Below are 19476 nucleotides of genomic sequence, written 5' to 3' on the forward strand. Positions count from 1 at the left end.
GGTGTTGAGTTTCGGCGGAAGTGTCGCAGTAGTATAAGCAGCCGTATGGACGAGTTAAGAACGCGAGGTGACGCTCGGGCCAATGATTGGTGGCCCTTGTGGGTACACCTGTGGCCTTCGTCCCTCAAGGTCCGATTCTTCACCCCGTAAAGCGATACACCGTCAGCTCGCGCCGGTCCTCGGCCTTGATGGAAAAGCCCACGCACAATGCGGGACGGGAATCCGCGGAGCCGATCGCCATTCCCTCCGGTTCCCGGAAGGGAAGATCCGGCGCCACGGTCACCTTGTGCCGGCCCTGGGCCCGTCCCGTACGGATGTCGATCGCCGAGACGTGCGTGTTCCCGCCGGACTTCCGCGGATTGTTCCCGTCCTTGGCCGTGTACGGGCGGCCGGTGAGGATGTAGACGAAGTTCCCGTGCAGGGCGCAGCCCTGGAACCACTCCTCTTCCTTCACCTGGACACCGGCCCGCACGGAGTGCACGGGGTCGAAGCGCCCGGCGAGGAAGTCCGCCATCCGGTACACGGACAGCCGGTGTTCCCCGTCGATCTCATGGCTCACCAGCACGCGACCGCCGGCCAGGTCGAGGGCGGGGGAGACGTCGGCCGCGCCCGGGACCGGATCGTAGTGCGGCACCCGCCGGTCGGACCCGTCGACCACGCCACCGTCGTCGAACAGCACGCGGGCGACCTGGGTCCCGTAGCCGCTGTCCGCGTCGGGCCTGCTCTCCACCCATATGTAGGTGTGCTTCCCGACGGGCTCGACACCGAAGGAAATTCCGTGCCCGAAGCCGCGGAGATACATGTGCCCGAGGGATATCCCCGTACTGCTCATCCTGGTCAGACACATATCGCCGGCGGTCTTTCGGTCGCCGGAAGTCAACGGCTCAGACTCGTCGTCCAGGCGTATGTCGCTCTGAATGGTCTGAAGGGTGTAGACCAAACCGTTGGCATCGTCGAAGGCGAACGACTGCGGACCCGTCGTATTGAATAGCGGCGTCGGTGCCAGCAGTTCGGCGCCCGTCCGCATGTCGAAGTCGCCGGCCGTAGGCTGAGGGTCGGGTTCCTCCCGGGCGGGCTCGTCCGGTTCCGACGAGAGCGCCCACGTCAGGCCGCTCGCGGCCAACCCGGCGGCGACCGCGCCGCCGCCGAACATCAGGGTCCGGCGGCTGAAAAGTGTCGTGTCATCCGCCATGCAGACATTCTGCCGGCCCTCGTGCGGGCCGACGTCGCCGCCCCCGCGCAAGACCCCGCGCGACCCCGCCAACGGCGGAGTCGGCGGAAACGGCGGACGCCCGCCCCCTCTCGGGGGACGGGCGTCCGTCATGCGCGTCGGGGACGCGACGGTCAGACCGGGACGCTCGCCAGGCCCGGGGCGAGGAACCTCTTGCCGTTCACCCGCTCCGAGACGCCCTCACGGTCCAGGTACGGCGTCACGCCGCCCAGGTGGAAGGGCCAGCCGGCGCCGGTGATGAGGCAGAGGTCGATGTCCTGGGCCTCGGCCACGACACCCTCCTCCAGCATCAGGCCGATCTCCTGCGCCACCGCGTCCAGGACGCGGTCGCGGACCTGCTCCTCGGTCAGGACACTGTCGCCCTGGACCAGGAGCGCGGCGACCTCGGGGTCGAGCTCCGGCTTGAAGCCGTTCTCCGCGTGGTAGACGTAGAACCCGCGCTTGCCCGCCTCGACGACCCGCTTGAGGTTGGGGGAGACGGTGAAGCGCTCCGGGAAGGCGCGGTTCAGGGTCTCGGAGACGTGCAGCCCGATGGCCGGACCCACGAGCTCCAGCAGCACCAGCGGGGACATCGGCAGGCCGAGCGGCTCGATCGCCTTCTCGGCGGTGACCACCGGGGTGCCCTCGTCGATGACGTTCTGGATCTCGCCCATGAAGCGGGTCAGGATGCGGTTCACCACGAACGCCGGGGCGTCCTTGGTGAGGACCGCGGTCTTCTTCAGCTTCCGCGCGACACCGAAGGCCGTGGCCAGCGAGGCGTCGTCGGTCTGCTCACCACGGACGATCTCCAGCAGCGGGAGGATCGCGACGGGGTTGAAGAAGTGGAAGCCGACCACGCGCTCCGGGTGCCGGAGCTTCGAGGCCATCTCGGAGACCGACAGCGAGGAGGTGTTGGTGGCGAGGATCGCGTGCGCCGGGGCGACCGCCTCGACCTCCGCGAACACCTTCTGCTTGACGGACATCTCCTCGAACACGGCCTCGATGATGAAGTCCGCGTCCGCGAAGCCCTCGGCCTTGTCCAGGACACCGCTCACCAGGGCGGTCAGGCGGTTGGCCTTGTCCTGGTTGATGCGGCCCTTGCCGAGCAGCTTCTGGATCTCGGCGTGGACGTAGCCCACACCCTTGTCCACGCGCTCCTGGTCGATGTCGGTGAGGACCACCGGCACCTCAAGGCGGCGCAGGAAGAGCAGCGCCAGCTGCGAGGCCATCAGGCCCGCGCCGACGACGCCGACCTTGGTGACCGGACGGGCCAGGGACTTGTCCGGGGCGCCGGCCGGGCGCTTGGCGCGCTTCTGGACCAGGTTGAAGGCGTAGATGCCGGAGCGCAGTTCGCCGCCCATGATGAGGTCGGCCAGGGCCGCGTCCTCGGCGTCGAAGCCCTTCTGCAGGTCGCCGTCCTTGGCCGCCTCGATGATCTCCAGCGCGCGGTAGGCGGCCGGGGCCGCGCCGTGGACCTTGGAGTCCGCGATGGCACGGCCGCGGGCGATCGCCGCGTCCCAGCCCTCGGCGCGGTCCACGTCGGCCCGTACGACCTCGGTGGCGCCGTTCAGGACGTTGGCCGTCCAGATCAGTGACTGCTCCAGGAAGTCGGCACCCTCGAACAGGGCGTCGGCGATGCCCAGTTCGAAGACCTGCTTGCCCTTGAGCTGGCGGTTCTGGTTCAGCGAGTTCTCGATGATCACCGAGACCGCGCGGTCCGCGCCGATCAGGTTCGGCAGCAGGGCGCAGCCGCCCCAGCCCGGTACCAGGCCGAGGAAGACCTCGGGCAGCGAGAAGGCGGGGATGGCCTTGGAGACGGTGCGGTAGGTGCAGTGCAGACCGACCTCGACACCGCCGCCCATCGCCGCGCCGTTGTAGTACGCGAAGGACGGGACGGCCAGCGCCGACAGGCGCTTGAACACGTCGTGGCCGCCCTTGCCGATGGCGAGCGCCTCGTCGTGCTTCTTCAGCAGCTCGACACCCTTGAGGTCGGCGCCGACCGCGAAGATGAACGGCTTGCCGGTGATGCCCGCGCCGACGATGGAGCCCGCGAGGGCCTCCTGCTCGACCTGGTCGATCGCCGCGTTCAGGTTGGCGAGGGACTGGGGGCCGAAGGTGGTCGGCTTGGTGTGGTCGAAGCCGTTGTCCAGCGTGATGAGCGCGAAGCGCCCGGCGCCGAACGGCAGGTCCAGGTGGCGGACGTGCGCGGACGTGACGACCTCGTCCGGGAACAGCTCGGCCGCGCCCTTCAGGAGCTCAGCGGTGGTGCTCACTTGGAGTCTCCCTCGGCGTTGAAGTTCGGGTTCTCCCAGATGACCGTGGCGCCCATGCCGAAGCCGACGCACATGGTGGTCAGGCCGTAGCGGACGTGCGGCTGCTCCTCGAACTGGCGGGCCAGCTGCGTCATCAGACGGACGCCGGAGGAGGCGAGCGGGTGACCGAAGGCGATGGCGCCGCCGTACTGGTTCACACGGTAGTCGTCGTCGGCGATGCCGTAGTGCTCCAGGAACGCGAGGACCTGGACCGCGAACGCCTCGTTGACCTCGAAGAGACCGATGTCATCGATCGTCAGGCCGGCCTGCGCCAGGGCCTTCTCGGTGGCCGGGATCGGGCCGTAGCCCATGACCTCCGGCTCGACACCCGCGAAGGAGTACGCGACCAGGCGCATCTTGACCGGGAGGTTGTTCTCCCGGGCGAAGTCCTCGGACGCGATGATCGCGGCGGTGGCACCGTCGTTGAGACCGGCGGCGTTGCCCGCGGTGACCCGGCCGTGGGTACGGAACGGGGTCTTCAGGCCGGCCAGGTTCTCCAGCGTGGTGCCCGGACGCATCGGCTCGTCGGTGGTGACCAGGCCCCAGCCCGTCTCGCCGGCGGCCTCGTTGGTGTTGCGCACCGAGATCGGGACCAGGTCCTGCTGGATCTTGCCGTCGGCGTACGCCTTGGCGGCCTTCTCCTGCGAGCGCACGGCGTACTCGTCGGCGCGGAGCTTGGTGATCGTCGGGTACCGGTCGTGCAGGTTCTCGGCGGTCATGCCCATGAACAGGGCGGACTCGTCGACCAGCTTCTCGGAGACGAAGCGCGGGTTCGGGTCGACGCCCTCGCCCATGGGGTGGCGACCCATGTGCTCGACACCGCCGGCGAGGGCGACGTCGTACGCGCCGAAGGCCACGCCGCCCGCGACGGCGGTCACGGCGGTCAGCGCGCCGGCGCACATGCGGTCGATGGAGTAGCCGGGCACGGACTGCGGGAGGCCCGCCAGGATGCCGGCGGTGCGACCCAGGGTCAGACCCTGGTCACCGATCTGCGTGGTCGCGGCGATGGCGACCTCGTCGATCTTCGCGGGGTCCAGGTCCGGGTTGCGGCGCAGCAGCTCCCGGATCGCCTTGACGACGAGATCGTCGGCGCGGGTCCCGTTGTAGATGCCCTTCGGGCCCGCCTTGCCGAACGGGGTGCGGACGCCGTCGACGAAGACGACGTCCCTGACGGTACGAGGCACGTTGGCTCTCCTCCAGGTGCGGGTGTGCACTGCTGCGCGGGGGCGCGGTCGGCGTTGTTTGCTGAGCGCCCGCTCACCTGCCCCATGCTACTTGCGGGTAACCAATGTGCACACCCTCTCCGGGAGGAGCGGCGAAGGTCACACTCCCGCCATCGGCCGGCACCGGTGGCCGTCGACGAAGGAAGCCCCCCGGCCGCGGCCGGGGGGCTTCCTTCGTCGACGAGGAGGTCAGTCGGTGGTGGCGAGCGCCTCGACCAGCGCCGGGGTCACCTGCTCGACCTGCCAGGGGCGGGCGCCGTGGGCCGCCAGGGCCTCGGACACCGTGTCGGCCTCCAGGCGCTGCGGCGGCTCCCAGCACAGCCTGCGGACCGTGTCGGGGGTGATCAGGTTCTCCTGGGGCAGGTTCAGCCCCTCGGCCAGCGCCGTGACGGCGGCCCGGGCCGCCGAGAGCCTGGCGGCGGCGGCCGGGTCCTTGTCGGCCCAGGAACGCGGCGGCGGCGGACCCGCCAGGGTGGCGCCCGGCTGCGGCAGTTCGTTCTCGGGCAGCGCCTTGGCCCGGTCCACGGCGGCCATCCACTGCTCCAACTGGCGTCGGCCCATCCGCTGCCCGTAGCCGGGAAGGGCGGAAAGCGCGCTCGCGTTGAGCGGCATGGCCAGCGCGGCCTCGACGATCGCCGCGTCCCCCAGCACCTTGCCGGGAGACACGTCACGCCGCTGCGCGATCCGGTCGCGGGACTCCCACAGCTCGCGCACGACGGCCATCTGCCGGCGTCGGCGCACCTTGTGCATGCCGGAGGTACGGCGCCACGGGTCCTTGCGCGGGGGCGCGGGCGGAGCGGAGGCGATGGCGTCGAACTCCTGGTGGGCCCAGTCCAGCTTGCCCTGCCGGTCCAGTTCCTTCTCCAGGGCGTCCCGCAGGTCCACCAGCAGTTCCACGTCCAGCGCGGCGTAGCGCAGCCACGGCTCCGGGAGGGGGCGGGTGGACCAGTCGACGGCGGAGTGGCCCTTCTCCAGCGTGTAGCCGAGCACGCTCTCGACCATCGCGCCGAGCCCGACCCGCGGGAAGCCCGCCAGGCGGCCCGCCAGTTCGGTGTCGAACAAAGAGGTGGGGGCCATGCCTATTTCGCGCAGGCACGGCAGGTCCTGGGTGGCGGCGTGCAGGATCCACTCGGTCCCGGACAGCGCCTCGCCCAGGCTGGAGAGGTCGGGGCAGCCGACCGGGTCGATCAGCGCCGATCCCGCGCCTTCGCGGCGCAACTGCACCAGGTAGGCGCGCTGCCCGTAGCGGTAGCCGGAGGCGCGCTCGGCGTCGACGGCGACGGGGCCGGTGCCCGCGGCGAAGGCCGCGACCACCTCGGCGAGGGACTCCGCGTCGTCGACCACCGGGGGGATGCCCTCGCGGGGCTCCAGCAAGGGAACGGGCAACCCATCGGACGAAACCTCTTCGTCCGGGGGGCCGCCCCCGGTGGTGGTGCGCAGGTGTGCTGCGGTCTCTTGGGCGTCGGTCACCGGTCAAGGGTATCCGTGGATGTGGCGCGCCCGTCGCCGGAACGTTCCGGCGACGGGCGCGAGGGTGAGACCGGGTGGCGCGGGGGCGAAGTCGGGGTGCGACGGGAGGCGGGTGACGGGGTGGGCTCGGACGTGTCCCGGGGGTCCCCCCGGGACGTCCCCCGGGAGCCACCGGGCGGGGTCAGTGGATGATTCCGGTCCGCAGGGCGACGGCGACCATCCCGGCCCGGTCGCCGGTGCCCAGCTTGCGGGCGATCCGGGCGAGGTGGGACTTCACGGTCAGTGCGGACAGGCCCATCGAGACGCCGATGGCCTTGTTGGACTGGCCCTCCGCGACGAGGCGCAGGACCTCGACCTCGCGGCCGGAGAGCTCTCGGTAGCCGCCCGGGTGGCTCGGGGCACCCGGGGGGCGGCGGTGCATGCGGGCGGCGGCGGCACCGATGGGGGCGGCGCCGGGCCGGGTGGGGAGCCCGATGTTGGTCCGGGTGCCGGTGACGACGTAGCCCTTCACTCCGCCCGCGAGGGCGTTGCGGACGGCGCCGATGTCATCGGCGGCGGACAGGGCCAGGCCGTTCGGCCAGCCGGCGGCACGGGTCTCGGAGAGCAGGGTGAGACCGGAGCCGTCGGGCAGGTGTACGTCGGCCACGCAGATGTCGCGCGGGCTGCCGACGCGGGGGCGGGCCTCCGCGATGGACGAAGCCTCGATCACATCACGTACTCCGAGGGCCCACAGATGGCGGGTCACGGTGGAACGGACGCGCGGGTCGGCCACGACGACCATGGCCGTCGGCTTGTTCGGGCGGTAGGCGACCAGGCTTGCGGGCTGCTCGAGAAGAACGGACACCTAGGCCTCCTGGGGGAGTGGCGGAACGTCTCGGCCGGGGGAAGGAAGCCGGTGCGCTCCGTGCTGATGGTCATTGACTCCTTCGGCACGTCACCCGCCCGGCTTTAGGGAATGATCACGATTTGGTGAGTAACAATTCGGGCAATTCGGACGCACGATCGATCAATGGATGATCAGAAGCCCGCAACGAATGCACGTTCTGGCACTCCGATGCGGGCTCGATCGGTCGACCCGACCCGGGGCGTCGCCCCGGGGGAGCCCCGGACGGGGCCTTCGGTGCGGCCGGCCGGCCCCTCGCCTACGGGTGGTGCGGACCGCGCCGCTGTGGCAGGGACACCACACCGGTGACGGTGTCCGTGGGGCCGACCGGCGGCAGCCCCGCGATTTGACACAGCAGCTCGCACCAGGCCGACAGATGGGCCGAGGTGTCCGGCACCCCGCCCACCCCCTCGCGCGGCGTCCACGAGGCCCTGATCTCGATCTGGGTGGCCGGTCGCCGCTCCGAGAGCCCGCCGAAATAGTGCGAGCTCGCCATGGTCACCGTCCCGCTGGGCTCGCCGTACGTCAGCCCGCGCGCCTCCAGCGCCCCCGTCAGCCAGGACCAGCACACCTCGGGGAGAAGCGGGTCCGCGGCCATCTCCGGCTCCAGTTCCGCCCGTACCAGCGTCACCAGGCGGAAGGTGCCCTGCCAGGCGTCGTGCCCGGACGGATCGTGCAACAGGATCAGCCGGCCGTCGGCCAGGTCGTCCTCGCCGTCGACGACCGCCGCCTCCAGCGCGTAGGCGTACGGGGCCAGTCTCTGCGGCGGCTTGGTGGGGTCGATCTCGATCCCCTGCCGCAACCGCGCCTTCTTCAAGCCGTCGACCGCCCGCCGGAACGGGAGCGGGACGGAGCTCTCCTTCGCGCTGTCCACACCGTCAGCGCCATCTGAAAATCGTCCCTGAGCCGCAGCCATGCGGGGAAGACTAGGCGGAACGAGCGGCCGGACGGCGCAGGGACACCCGCGCCGGGTCGGGCACTTCTTCGTACGTGCGAAGATTTGGGTCGTGAGTGCCAACGACCGCCCCAAGGGCCAGCCGAGTCAGACGTACGATTCCGCCTTCCTGAAGGCGTGCCGGCGGGAGCCGGTTCCGCACACCCCGGTGTGGTTCATGAGGCAGGCGGGGCGCTCCCTCCCGGAGTACCGGAAGCTGCGCGAGGGCACGCAGATGCTGGAGTCCTGCATGCGGCCCGACCTGGTCACCGAGATCACCATGCAGCCCGTGCGGCGGCACGGCGTGGACGCGGCGATCTTCTTCTCCGACATCGTGGTCCCCCTCAAGGCGATCGGCGTCGACCTCGACATCAAGCCGGGCATCGGCCCCGTCGTCGCCCAGCCGATCCGCCGCCGCGAGGACCTCGCACAACTGCGCGACCTCACTCCGGAGGACGTCTCGTACGTCACCGAGGCGATCGGCATGCTCACGGGTGAATTGGGCTCCACGCCGTTGATCGGCTTCGCCGGCGCGCCTTTCACCCTCGCGAGCTACCTCGTCGAGGGCGGCCCCTCGAAGAACCACGAGCACACCAAGGCCCTCATGTACGGGGACCCGCAGCTCTGGGCCGACCTGCTGGACCGCCTCGCCGAGATCACCTCCGCCTTCCTCAAGGTCCAGATCGAGGCCGGCGCCTCGGCGATCCAGCTCTTCGACTCCTGGGTCGGCGCGCTCGCCCCCGCGGACTACCGCCGCTCGGTGATGCCGGCGTCGGCGAAGGTCCTGGAGTCCGTGGCCTCGTACGGCGTCCCGCGCATCCACTTCGGCGTGGGCACCGGCGAGCTGCTCGGCCTGATGGGCGAGGCCGGCGCGGACGTCATGGGCGTCGACTACCGGGTCCCGCTGGACGAGGCCGTGCGCCGCGTCGGCCCCGGCAAGGCGCTCCAGGGCAACCTGGACCCGGCGGTCCTCTTCTCCACCACGGAGGCCGTGGAGGCCAAGACCCGCGAGGTCCTGGACGCCGCCGCCGGCCTGGAGGGCCACATCTTCAACCTCGGGCACGGCGTCCTGCCGACCACCGACCCCGACGCCCTGACCCGCCTGGTGGAGCACGTCCACACCAGCAGCAGGCGCTGACGCGGGGCCCTTCCCCGGGCCGCGTCCGTTCGTGACCAGCGGAGCCCCACCCGTCGACGACGGGTGGGGCTCCGCTGCGTCGGGGGTCAGACGCCGGCCGAGCGGACCGCGGCGACCGCCTTGCGGGCCGCCACCAGGATCGGGTCCCAGACCGGGGAGAAGGGCGGGGCGTAGCCCAGGTCCAGGGAGACGACCTGGTCCACCGTCATGCCGGCCGTGAGGGCGACGGCCGCGATGTCGACGCGCTTCGCGGCGCCGGCCCCGCCCACGATCTGGACGCCCAGCAGCCGGCCCGTGCGGCGTTCCGCCAGCATCTTCACCGTCATCTCGGTCGCGCCCGGGTAGTAGCCCGCCGTGTTCGTCGAGCGGATCGTCGCCGTCACGAAGCGCAGGCCCGCCTCCCGCGCGTCGCGTTCGCGCAGTCCCGTGCGGGCGATCTCCAGGTCGCACACCTTGCTCACGGCCGTGCCGACCACGCCCGGGAAGGTCGCGTAGCCGCCCCCCACGTTCGAGCCGATGACCTGGCCGTGCTTGTTGGCGTGCGTGCCCAGGGGGATGTGCCGCGGGCGGCCCGCCACCAGGTCCAGGACCTCCACGCAGTCGCCGCCCGCCCAGATGTCCTCGTGGCCCCGGACCCGCATCGAGAGGTCCGTCAGCAGTCCGCCCGAGTCGCCCAGGGGGAGGCCCGCCGCGCGGGCCAGGGCCGTCCGGGGTTCCACCCCCATGCCCAGCACCACCACGTCGGCCGGGTACTCGTCCCCCGCCGCCGTGGCCACCGCGCACGCGCGGCCCTCCTCGTCCGTGAGGATCCTCGTCACTTCGGCGCGGGACACCGTACGGATGCCCATGCCGTTCATCGCGGTGTGCACGAGGCCGCCCATGTCCGGGTCCAGGGTGGCCATCGGCTGCTCGCCCCGGTGCAGGACGGTGACCTCGAAGCCCCGACCGACCAGCGCCTCCGCCATCTCCACGCCGATGTAGCCCGCGCCGACCACGACCGCCCGGCGGCCCCGCGTACGCTCCAGGCCGTCCATCAGACGCTGCCCGTCGTCCAGGGACTGGACCCCGTGGACCCCCTGCGCGCCGATGCCGGGCAGCCGGGGGCGGATCGGGCGGGCGCCCGTCGCCAGGACGAGCTTGTCGTACGCCGTCCACGACTCCGCGCCCGAATCCAGGTCCCGGGCGCGGACGCGCCGGCCCGCGAGGTCCAATTCCACGACCTCGGTCCGGGTGCGCAGGTCGATGTCCCGGGCGCGGTGCTCCTCGGGCGTGCGGGCGATCAACTCGTCCCGGTCGGAGACCTGCCCGCCGACCCAGTACGGGATCCCGCACGCGGAGTACGAGGTGAAGTGCCCCCGCTCGAAAGCGGTGATCTCCAGCTCCGCCGGGCCCTTCAGCCGCCGGGCCTGTGACGCGGCGGACATGCCCGCCGCGTCACCGCCGATCACCACCAGTCGTTCCGCCGCCATCGTCCGCACCGTCCTCCACCGCCGCCGTCAGGTGGGGGACACGCTACGGGCCCTCGCCCGAAAGGGTGTTCCCTCAACGGTCGGAGTCGGCCCCGACCTCGGAGTCGGCCGCCTCGGGGGAGTCCGCGGCCCGCGACTGCTGCGCCGGCACGGTCACCCACTTCCGGGTCAGGCCCGTCTTCGGAGTCGCCGGGCGGAACCTGCGGTACACCCGGACGCCCACCGCCACCAGCGCGGCCGCCAAGGCGAACGGCAGGACGGCGCCCACCGCCAGGGCCAGGTACCGCACCAGGGTCGTGAAGACGTCCCAGCCGCCGTGCAGGGCGTCCATGAACGCCGGTTCGTCCTTCTCCTTCTTCTCCGGGGCCGCCCGCTTCGGGGCCGGCTCCGAGACCTCCAGGGTGATCGTGCCGAGCGCGGTCTGGTCCTTCAGCGCGGACTGCTGGGCCAGCAGCGACTCCAGGTCGGACTGACGCCGGCTCAACTCGCTCTCCAGCATGACCACGTCGGAGAGCGCCGAGGCCTTGTCCATCATCTCCCGCACCCGCGCCACGCTGGCCTGCTGCGACCGGACCCGGCTGTCGACGTCCGCGACCTTCTCCGTCACGTCCTGCGCCTCGACCTTCCGGTTCAGCAGCTTCCCGCCGCCCTCCAGCGCGCCCAGGACGGAGTCGAAGCGCTCGCCCGGCACCCGCAGGGTCACCGACGAGGTCATGCGGCCGTCGTCGTCGCGCCGCGTGGACTCGTTGCCGACGTACCCGCCCGCGTTCTCGGCCGCCGTGCGGGCCGCGGAGAGCGCCTTCTGCGCGTTCGTCGTCTCGATCGCGAGGGTCGCCGTACGGATGATGTGCGGGCGGACCGTCACCGGCTTCTGACCCGCGTCCGCCCCCGCCGAGGGAGCCGCCGCCCCGGGCTTGCCCTGGGCCGCGCCCTGCTGGGGGGCGGCCTCGCGCGGTCCGGCCGCGGCCTTGTCGGCGGACGCCGACCGGCCCTCGTCGCCGGAGGAGGCCGAGCAGCCGGTGAGCGCGAGGGCCCCGGCCAGGGAGAGCGCGGCCAACGTCGCCGCCGTGCGGTGTGCGTGGGTGGTCCCGCGTGTGGTGCCCATCAGTGATACCCCCGAGGTTCGGCCGTCGTTGCCCGTTCGACGTTCAGGGTCCGGCCGCGGGTTTCGTTTCCGCGGTCCCGAGGTGATCCCGATGCGGTCACGGTCCGGCCTCGTTGATCGATCTGAGACGATGTGTCCATGCACGAAGCGGACACGCGTACGGATCGACCGGCCCCCGCCGGTCACGTCGTCGTCATCGGCGGCGGTATCGCGGGCCTCGCGGCGGCCCACCGACTCCTCGCCGACGGGCTCCGCGTCACCCTCCTGGAGGCCGGCCCGCGCCTCGGCGGCAAACTGCGCGCCGGTGAACTCGCCGGCCTGCCCGTCGACCTCGGCGCCGAATCGGTGCTCGCCCGCCGCCCCGAGGCGGTCGCCCTCGCCCAGGCCGTCGGGCTCGGGGAGGCCCTCCGGTCACCCGCCACCGCCACCGCCCACCTGTGGACCCGGGGCGCGCTGCGCCCCATGCCGCGCGGCCACGTCATGGGCGTGCCCGGCGACGTGGGCCCGCTCGCCGCCTCCGGCGTGCTCTCCGCCGAGGGCCTGGCCCGGATCGAGGCCGAACACGCCCTGCCGCCCGCCGAGATCGGCGAGGACGTGGCCGTCGGCGAGTACGTCGCCGCACGGCTGGGCCGCGAGGTCGTCGACCGCCTGGTGGAACCGCTGCTCGGCGGCGTCTACGCGGGCGACGCCTACCGCATCTCGATGCGCGCCGCCGTTCCCCAGCTCTTCGAGGCGGCCCGCGCCCACGCGCTGCTCGGCGACGGGGTGCGGGAGATCCAGCGCCGGGCCGCGGCCCAACCCGGCCCGGCCGGGCCGGTCTTCGCCGGCATCGCCGGCGGCATCGGACGACTCCCGCTCGCCGTGGCCGACGCGTGCCGCGCCGCCGGGGCGCGGATCTCGACCGACACCCCCGTGCGCGAGATCGTCCGTACGCCCGGAGGCTGGCGGGTGATCGCCGGATCCGAGGTCATCGAGGCCGACGGAGTGGTCCTGGCCGTCCCGGCCGGGGCCGCCGCCCGGCTGCTCGACGACCTCGCGCCCACCGCGGCCGCCCCGCTGCGCGACGTCGAGTACGCCTCCATGGCCCTGGTCACCATGGCCTTCCGGCGGTCCGACCTGCCCGCCGCGATCGCCGACGGCGGCGCCAGCGGTTTCCTCGTACCGCCCGTGGACGGCCGGACCATCAAGGCCTCCACCTTCTCCTCCAACAAGTGGGCGTGGGCCGGGGCCGACCCCGACCTGTTCCTGCTGCGGACCTCCGTCGGCCGGCACGGCGACGAGGGCGACCTGGCGCGCGACGACGCCGACCTGGTCGAGATCTCGCTGGGGGACCTCGGCGCCGCCGTGGGCCTCGCGGCCCGGCCCGTCGCCTCCACCGTCACCCGCTGGAACGCGGGGCTGCCGCAGTACCCGGTGGGCCACCTCGACCGGGTCGCCCGGATCCGGGCCGCCGTCGGCGCCCTGCCGGGCCTCGCGGTGTGCGGAGCGCTGTACGACGGGGTCGGCATCCCGGCCTGTGTCGCGAGCGCCGGCAAGGCCGCGGACACGGTGCTCGCGGGACTTCGAACGCGTTCGGGACCCCTGGCCACGACCACTGATCAGCACACGGGACAATAGGCACATGACTGCACCAGAGAAGATTCGCAACGCGGGGAAGAAGGCGAAGGACCTGAACGAGGTCATTCGCTACACCCTGTGGTCCGTCTTCAAGCTGAAGGACGTCCTGCCCGAGAACCGCGCCGGTTTCGCCGACGAGGTCCAGGAGCTGTTCGACCAGCTGGCCGCCAAGGACATCACCGTCCGCGGCACCTATGACGTCTCCGGCCTGCGCGCCGACGCGGACGTCATGATCTGGTGGCACGCGGAGACCTCCGACGAGCTGCAGACCGCGTACAACCTGTTCCGCCGCACCCGGCTGGGCCGCGCCCTGGAGCCGGTCTGGTCGAACATGGCCCTGCACCGCCCGGCCGAGTTCAACAAGTCGCACATCCCGGCCTTCCTGGCCGACGAGAACCCGCGCGACTACGTCAGCGTGTACCCGTTCGTGCGCTCGTACGACTGGTACCTGCTGCCCGACGAGGACCGTCGCCGCATGCTCAAGGACCACGGCATGATGGCGCGCGGCTATCCCGACGTGCGTGCCAACACCGTCGCGTCCTTCTCCCTGGGCGACTACGAGTGGATGCTGGCCTTCGAGGCCGACGAGCTGTACCGCATCGTCGACCTCATGCGTCACCTGCGTGCCTCCGAGGCCCGCATGCACGTCCGTGAAGAAGTCCCCTTCTACACCGGACGCCGCAAGTCCGTCGCCGATCTGGTGGCCGGGCTCGCCTGAGACCTCCCCTGGGGGGAAGGAACCGGAGGGACGCACCCCTGACACAGGGGCGGGCCTCCGGTGGATCGGGAGGCCCTGCCCCCGAAACGACGCAGCCGGAGATCCGCCCGGAAGTTCAGACGACAGGCGGCAGCAGGGCCCTGGGAGCATTCCCCGGGGCACGTGTCGCCCGGTCGTCCAGCGACACCGGTGCGGGCTCCGGATGCGGCGCGCACGTCAGACGCCGCCCACCGGTGTCACCCCTCAGCAAGTACCGCGCCACATGGGCGTCGACGCAGTCGTTGCGACCGCCGACCACCCCGTGGGCGCCCGCGCCCCGCTCCGTGACCAGGGCGGCCCGCGCGCCGAGCCGCCGTTGCAGCTCCAGGGCCCCCGCATGCGGCGTGGCCCCGTCCCGCTCCGCGGCCACGATCAGGGTCCGCGGCAGCCGGGAGCCCGGCCGCTCGCCCACCGCCACCGGCCGCTGCCGCTCCCGTACCGGCCAGCTCGCGCACGGCAGGTTCAGGAACGCGTTCGCCCAGGTCTCGAAGGGCGCCCGGCGCGCCAGCTCCGTGTTGTCCCGGTCCCAGGTCGCCCAATCGGCGGGCCAGGAGGCGTCGTTGCACAACACCGCCGTGTACACGGCCGTCGCGTTCTCCGCCCCGGCCACCGCGGCCGGGTCGGCATCCGGTCCGGCCTGGTCCACGAGCGGGCCGGGATCGCCGCGCAGGAAGGCCGCCAGGGCCGCCGCCCGGTCCGGCCAGACGTCGTCGTAGTACGCGGCCCGCAGGAAGGCGGACTGCAGCTCGCCGGTCCCGACCACCCCGCCGGCGGGTACCCGGGCCACCGCGCCCCGTACCCGCTCCCAACTCGCCCGCACGGCCTCGGGGGTGGCGCCCAGCCGGTAGGTGGCGTGGTGGCGGGCCACCCAGGCGCGGAAGTCGTACCAGCGCCGCTCGAAGCCGAGGGCCTGGTCGAGGTTGTTGCGGTACCAGACGCGGCGCGGGTCCGGGTCGACCGCCGAGTCGAAGACCATCCGCCGGACGTGCCCGGGGTACAGGGTGGCGTAGACCGCCCCCAGGTAGGTGCCGTACGAGGCGCCCAGGAAGGTCAGCTTCCGGTCGCCGAGCGCGGCACGGAGCACGTGCAGGTCCCGGACGTTGTTCAGCGTCGTGTAGTACGGCAGGGCCTCGCCGGAGCGTTCCGCGCAGCCCCGGGCGTAGGACCGCGCGGCGGCGCGGCGCTCCGCCTTGTACGCCGCCGAAGGGTCGGCCGGGACCTGGGTGGGAGCCTTCGGCCGCTGCCCGGGGGCCCGACAGGACAGCGGGGCGGACCGGCCGACGCCGCGCGGGGCGTAGCCGACCAGGTCGTAGGCGGCGGCGAGGCCCCTCCAGGCGGGCAGCGCGGCGACGAGCGGGAAGAACATCCCGGAGCCGCCGGGGCCGCCGGGGTTGTGGACCAGCGAGCCCTGCCGGGCCGTCTTTCCCCGGCCGGTGGCGGCGGCCCGGCTGACGGTGAGGGAGATCTGCGGACCGTCGGGGCGGGCGTAGTCGAGCGGCACCCGCAGGGCGGCGCAGCGGACCGGCGCGGGCAGCTCCTCGACGTCGGGGCAGGCGCGGAAGACGAGGGGACTCCGGGCGGCGCGCCCGGCGACGAGCGCGGCGCCCGCCTCGGCGGCCCGATCCGCACCGACCGGCGGCGCCGACCCGGCGGCGAGGGCCGGCGCGGGGGCGGCCAGGGCGAGGGAGAGCGCCATCGCGGCGGCGACCCCGTGGCGTGCGCGCGTCGTCCGCATGGCGGCCCCTTCATCTCGTCGGCTGGTCCGATCAGATGCCGCCGCGAGCCCCCTGTAAAGGATCACCCGCCGATGTCGGGCTCCCGTACCCCCGTTGCCGCGCCCCGTGCCCCCGCTTGCCGTAGGGGGCGCTGCCGATCAGGTCGTCAGGAGCTGCTGGAGCAACTGGACCCGGACGAGCTGCTGCAACTGGAACTCGACGAGGAACAGCTCGAACCCGACGACGAGCAGCTCGAACCTCCCCCGCTCCCGCCGCAGCCGGACCCGGAGGATCCGCAACCCGACCCGCCGCCGGAACAACTCGCGCCGCCACCACCGCAGCCCGACCCGGACCCGGAGGATCCGCAGCCCGAGGTGCCGGTGGCGCTGCCCGCGCACCACACGAGGACGGGCAGCATGTCGTCCCCCGACCCGGACGAGGCGTGCGACCGGTGCGGGCCCGTCCTGGCCCGGGACTGGGCGGCGGCCAGCCGGGTGCTGCGCGCCGCGGGCACCAGCTGTTGGCGCAGGAACGGGTCGCGCAGGCCCCGCAGCCCGAACAGGGCGGTCTGGACGTGCGGGGTGTGGTCGTTGAGGTAGTGGGCCCGGAACTCGCCCAGCGCGGCCCGCCCTGAGGGCGTGACCCGCCGTCCGGCCCGCCGGGCCGCCACGCTGCCGAGCACGATCCCGCCCAGCAGGGCCGGGAACACCAGCACGATGAACGGCACCCGGGGGCCGGTCGACATGGCCAACGAGACGATGGTGAGGGGCAGCGACAGCACCAGCAGCAGGCCGCACGCGGCGGCCTGAAGGATGCCCCAGAGCCGCCAGGGGCGTCCCGTACCGGGAGGGGAGAGCAGCCCCCGGTGGGCCAGGGCGTCGCCGATCTCCTGTACGGAGGGGTCCGACATGGCCGCGTACCGCACCTGGTACAGCCAGCCGGAGGGCGCCAGCCGGAGCGCCAGCAGGACCGCGCGTTCGGCGGCGTCGTGGGCGCGGGCGCCGGGCCGGGCCTGGGCGATGCCCGGGCCGCCGACCATCAGACGGCCGTCGCCGAACAGCGACACGAGGGCGCTGTCCACGACCGCGCCGGGCCCGCCCGCGATGAACGCGGCCTCCGACAGGTCGTGCAGCCGGTCGGACGGGGCGGCCGGGGGCCGCGAGGCCCGCAGCCCCCGCAGGAGCAGGACGGTGGAGACGATGACGCCGATCCAGACGGCGACGGCGAGGATGTTCACGCTGCTCTCCCCACCAGGTTCCGCGCCCAGCGCACGATGCGGCGCGGCGGCCGCGGCCCGGCCCGGTCCCGCCACCAGAGGGTCAGCCTTCGGCGGGCGGACGGGTCCGCCGGAAGGTCCTGGATCAGCAGGTGTTCGGCGAAGTCCAGGGCGTCCCGGCGGTACCCGTCCGTCATGGGGCGGTGGCGCGCGTACCCCAGGAAGGCGGTGCGGTACGCCTCCTCCCCGCCCAGGATCGCGGGCAGTTCGGGCGCCACCTTCGCGACGACCGACGCCCGCTTGGCGCCCAGCGCCCGCGCCTGCACCCGGATCCGCTGCCGGTCGAAGCCCTCGGGTACCGGGGTGCCGGCCACCAGCGCCGACAACAGCGCGGCCTGCTGCAACCCGACCCGCGTCCGCGCCCGCTCCGGCGGGGCCGCGGTCGGCGCGGGGCGGGTGGAGGGGGTGCGGGGACCGGCGGGGCGCGCGGCGGCGTGGCCGGCGTCCAGGACGGCCCGGATCGCGGCGAGTTCGCCCTCCAGCTCGCCCTCGGGCGGGAAGTCGTCGTCGCGTTCCAGCAGCACGCCGGCCGGCTCGAACCGGCGGCGGAGCTCCGCCAGCACGTCCAGCACCACCGGCGGCACGGGGTGCGCGTGCGTGTCGTGCCACACGCCGCCCCGCTCCACGCCGCCGGCGACGTGCACGTACGCCAGGGCCTCCGGCGGGATCGCGTCCAGCACCGCCGCCGGGTCCTCGCCGCGGTTCACCCGGTTCGTGTGCAGGTTCGCCACGTCGATGAGGAGCCGTACCCCCGTACGCTCCACCAGCTCCGTCAGGAACCGGGCCTCCGTCAGCTCCTCCCCGGGCCACGAGAACAGCGCGGCGATGTTCTCCAGCGCCAGCGGCACCGGCAGCGCGTCCTGGGCGATCCGGACGTTCTCGCACAGCACGTCCAGGGCGTCGCGGGTGCGCGGCACCGGCAGCAGGTGCCCGGCCTCCAGCGCGGGCGAGGAGGTCCGTACGAAGGCGATGTGCTCGGTCACCAGCGGCGCCCCCAGGGCCACCGCCCGCTCCCCGAGCGCGGCGAGCTTCCCGGCGTCGGGGCGTTCGGCCCCGCCGAGCCCCAACGAGACGCCGTGCGGGACCACGCGGACGCCCCGGTCGAGCAGCCGGCCGAGCGACGCGGGCAGATGGCCCGGGCAGATGTTCTCGGCCACCACCTCGACCCAGTCCAGGCCCGGCAGCCGTTCCACCGCGTCCGCGATCTCCGGCCGCCAGCCGATGCCCACTCCCAGGTGTGCCATGGGCTTCATGTCCCCCGCCCCCTTTCCTCGGTCCCTCTGCCCGTGTCATGGCCCCGACGCAGTCGCGCCAATCCGCAGGAGGGGACGTTCAGAGCAACATTTGAGGTTCCTCGCGGACGGCGGGAGTCCGGATGTCGGGACGGGTGGCGTTCGGCGGGTGCGCTCCCGCGGCCACGCGGGCCCCTACAGTCGCGCGCGCAGGGCCGGGTGGTCGGAGACCACCGTGCAGGATCCCGGCGCGATCTCGGTGAAACCGGCGTCCCGGACCACCGGCAGCCCGCTGCCGCTCAGCTCGGCCCACCGCTCGCGCGGGGCGGTCCGTACGGCCAGCCGGAAACCGCGGTCGCGCCACGCGGCGCGTTCGGCGGGCTCCAGTTCCCACCACGCCAGCTGGGCGGCGTGTCCGGCCTGGGCCATCGCCTTGCCGGCCGACATGTCGAGGTCCGGGTTGAGCCACAGCACCGGGACGTCGGGCGCGGCCGGGGGGACCGGCTCCGGGTCGTCCAGGTCGGTGCCCGACACCTGGAGCTTGGCCAGTTCCTTCGGCCAGCCGTCGAGCGGCACGGGCGGGAAGACGCGCACCTCGACCTCCGACGAGGTCGGCGCGGGAGCCGCCGGGGACGCTTCGGCGGACGGCTCCGGCGAGGCATCGGTGGGCGCGTCCGGCAAGGTGGGTGCGGAGGTGCGCGGGGCGGCCTCGCCGCGGACCGTCACGCCCGGCAGGGTCCCCGCCTTGCGCCACTCCGCCCCGCGCGCCCGCCGGACCACCTTGCGGATCCGGGCGTCCTGCCAGTCCCGTACGGCCTCGGCCCATTCGCCCTCGCCGTGCGCGCGGTCGTCCGTCAACAGCACCAGCACCGCGCGGGCCGCCGTCTCCAGCGCGGCGGTCCGGGTAGGCGGCGCCGACTTCTCGATCCGCACGACCAGCGGCAGCACGAACTGCGGGGCCTCGTCACGGACGGCGTGCTCCCGCCGGAAGGGGCTGTCGGCCCCGACCGCGGGCACGGGGGTGGGGGCGGGGTCCCGGAGGGTGTCCCGCGCGGGTCCCCGCGCGGCCTGGGTGTCGTCGGTGCTCATCCGGCCAAGTTTGCCGGCCTCCGCCTCCAGGATGATGTCGCAGGGG

15 protein-coding genes are annotated in these 19476 nt (G+C 73.2%); 3 read left to right on the forward strand and 12 right to left on the reverse strand.

Going from position 1 to position 19476, the window contains the following annotated elements; all coding sequences use genetic code 11:
• Positions 1-139: 139 nt before the first annotated feature.
• The 6 genes from OTB19_RS05485 to OTB19_RS05510 all read right to left on the reverse strand — a co-directional run bounded on the left by OTB19_RS05485 (position 140) and on the right by OTB19_RS05510 (position 8014).
• Entirely contained in the window at positions 140-1192 is a 1053-nt protein-coding gene (locus OTB19_RS05485) for a signaling protein (protein WP_267796860.1), read from the reverse strand.
• Between the two features lie 152 nt (positions 1193-1344).
• Positions 1345-3483 (reverse strand): 3-hydroxyacyl-CoA dehydrogenase NAD-binding domain-containing protein, encoded by a 2139-nt coding sequence (locus OTB19_RS05490; protein WP_267796861.1) that lies wholly within the window; start codon positions 3481-3483, stop codon positions 1345-1347.
• Positions 3480-4706, reverse strand: coding sequence for a thiolase family protein (locus OTB19_RS05495; RefSeq protein ID WP_267796862.1), 1227 nt, complete (start codon positions 4704-4706; stop codon positions 3480-3482). Before OTB19_RS05495 ends, OTB19_RS05490 begins: the two co-directional genes overlap by 4 nt.
• Before the next feature lie 228 nt (positions 4707-4934).
• A complete protein-coding gene (locus OTB19_RS05500) occupies positions 4935-6215 on the reverse strand; it encodes a ribonuclease D (RefSeq protein ID WP_267796864.1) in 1281 nt (426 codons plus the stop codon).
• Positions 6216-6396: 181 nt separating this feature from the next.
• Entirely contained in the window at positions 6397-7059 is a 663-nt protein-coding gene (locus OTB19_RS05505) for a helix-turn-helix transcriptional regulator (RefSeq protein ID WP_007267191.1), read from the reverse strand.
• A gap of 298 nt (positions 7060-7357) precedes the next feature.
• The gene (locus OTB19_RS05510; RefSeq protein WP_053684722.1) at positions 7358-8014 is read right to left on the reverse strand and encodes a DUF3000 domain-containing protein; all 657 of its coding nucleotides are present in this window, start codon (positions 8012-8014) and stop codon (positions 7358-7360) included.
• A gap of 91 nt (positions 8015-8105) precedes the next feature.
• On the opposite strand from OTB19_RS05510, the gene hemE reads away from it, so the two are divergent.
• Positions 8106-9170, forward strand: coding sequence for a uroporphyrinogen decarboxylase (gene hemE / locus OTB19_RS05515; RefSeq protein ID WP_267796870.1), 1065 nt, complete (start codon positions 8106-8108; stop codon positions 9168-9170).
• Between the two features lie 86 nt (positions 9171-9256).
• Here the strand turns inward: hemE and OTB19_RS05520 are convergent, their stop codons facing one another.
• Together OTB19_RS05520 and OTB19_RS05525 are read right to left on the reverse strand one after the other, a co-directional pair.
• The gene (locus tag OTB19_RS05520; protein WP_267796871.1) at positions 9257-10639 is read right to left on the reverse strand and encodes an FAD-dependent oxidoreductase; all 1383 of its coding nucleotides are present in this window, start codon (positions 10637-10639) and stop codon (positions 9257-9259) included.
• 73 nt (positions 10640-10712) lie between these two features.
• A complete protein-coding gene (locus OTB19_RS05525; RefSeq protein ID WP_267796872.1) occupies positions 10713-11744 on the reverse strand; it encodes a DUF4349 domain-containing protein in 1032 nt (343 codons plus the stop codon).
• A 138-nt stretch (positions 11745-11882) separates the two neighbouring features.
• On the opposite strand from OTB19_RS05525, the gene hemG reads away from it, so the two are divergent.
• A complete protein-coding gene (gene hemG / locus OTB19_RS05530) occupies positions 11883-13361 on the forward strand; it encodes a protoporphyrinogen oxidase (RefSeq protein ID WP_267796873.1) in 1479 nt (492 codons plus the stop codon).
• 4 nt (positions 13362-13365) lie between these two features.
• Positions 13366-14079, forward strand: a complete 714-nt coding sequence (hemQ, locus tag OTB19_RS05535; RefSeq protein ID WP_267796874.1) for a hydrogen peroxide-dependent heme synthase — start codon at positions 13366-13368, stop codon at positions 14077-14079.
• Between the two features lie 115 nt (positions 14080-14194).
• Here hemQ and OTB19_RS05540 read toward each other — a convergent pair whose 3' ends face one another.
• The 4 genes from OTB19_RS05540 to OTB19_RS05555 all read right to left on the reverse strand — a co-directional run bounded on the left by OTB19_RS05540 (position 14195) and on the right by OTB19_RS05555 (position 19430).
• Entirely contained in the window at positions 14195-15853 is a 1659-nt protein-coding gene (locus tag OTB19_RS05540) for an alpha/beta fold hydrolase (protein ID WP_267796875.1), read from the reverse strand.
• Between the two features lie 146 nt (positions 15854-15999).
• Positions 16000-17070, reverse strand: a complete 1071-nt coding sequence (locus OTB19_RS05545) for a TIGR04222 domain-containing membrane protein (protein ID WP_267796876.1) — start codon at positions 17068-17070, stop codon at positions 16000-16002.
• Entirely contained in the window at positions 17067-18362 is a 1296-nt protein-coding gene (locus OTB19_RS05550) for a DUF692 domain-containing protein (protein WP_420716799.1), read from the reverse strand. The genes OTB19_RS05545 and OTB19_RS05550 overlap by 4 nt, the downstream gene beginning before the upstream one ends.
• 174 nt (positions 18363-18536) lie before the next feature.
• Positions 18537-19430: an aminoacyl-tRNA hydrolase gene (locus OTB19_RS05555; RefSeq protein ID WP_267796877.1), complete on the reverse strand. Its 894-nt coding sequence runs from the start codon at positions 19428-19430 to the stop codon at positions 18537-18539.
• Between the last annotated feature and the right edge of the window lie 46 nt (positions 19431-19476).

The organism is Streptomyces sp. H27-H5 (assembly GCF_026627505.1).
In the GTDB taxonomy this organism is placed as follows: Bacteria; Actinomycetota; Actinomycetes; order Streptomycetales; family Streptomycetaceae; genus Streptomyces.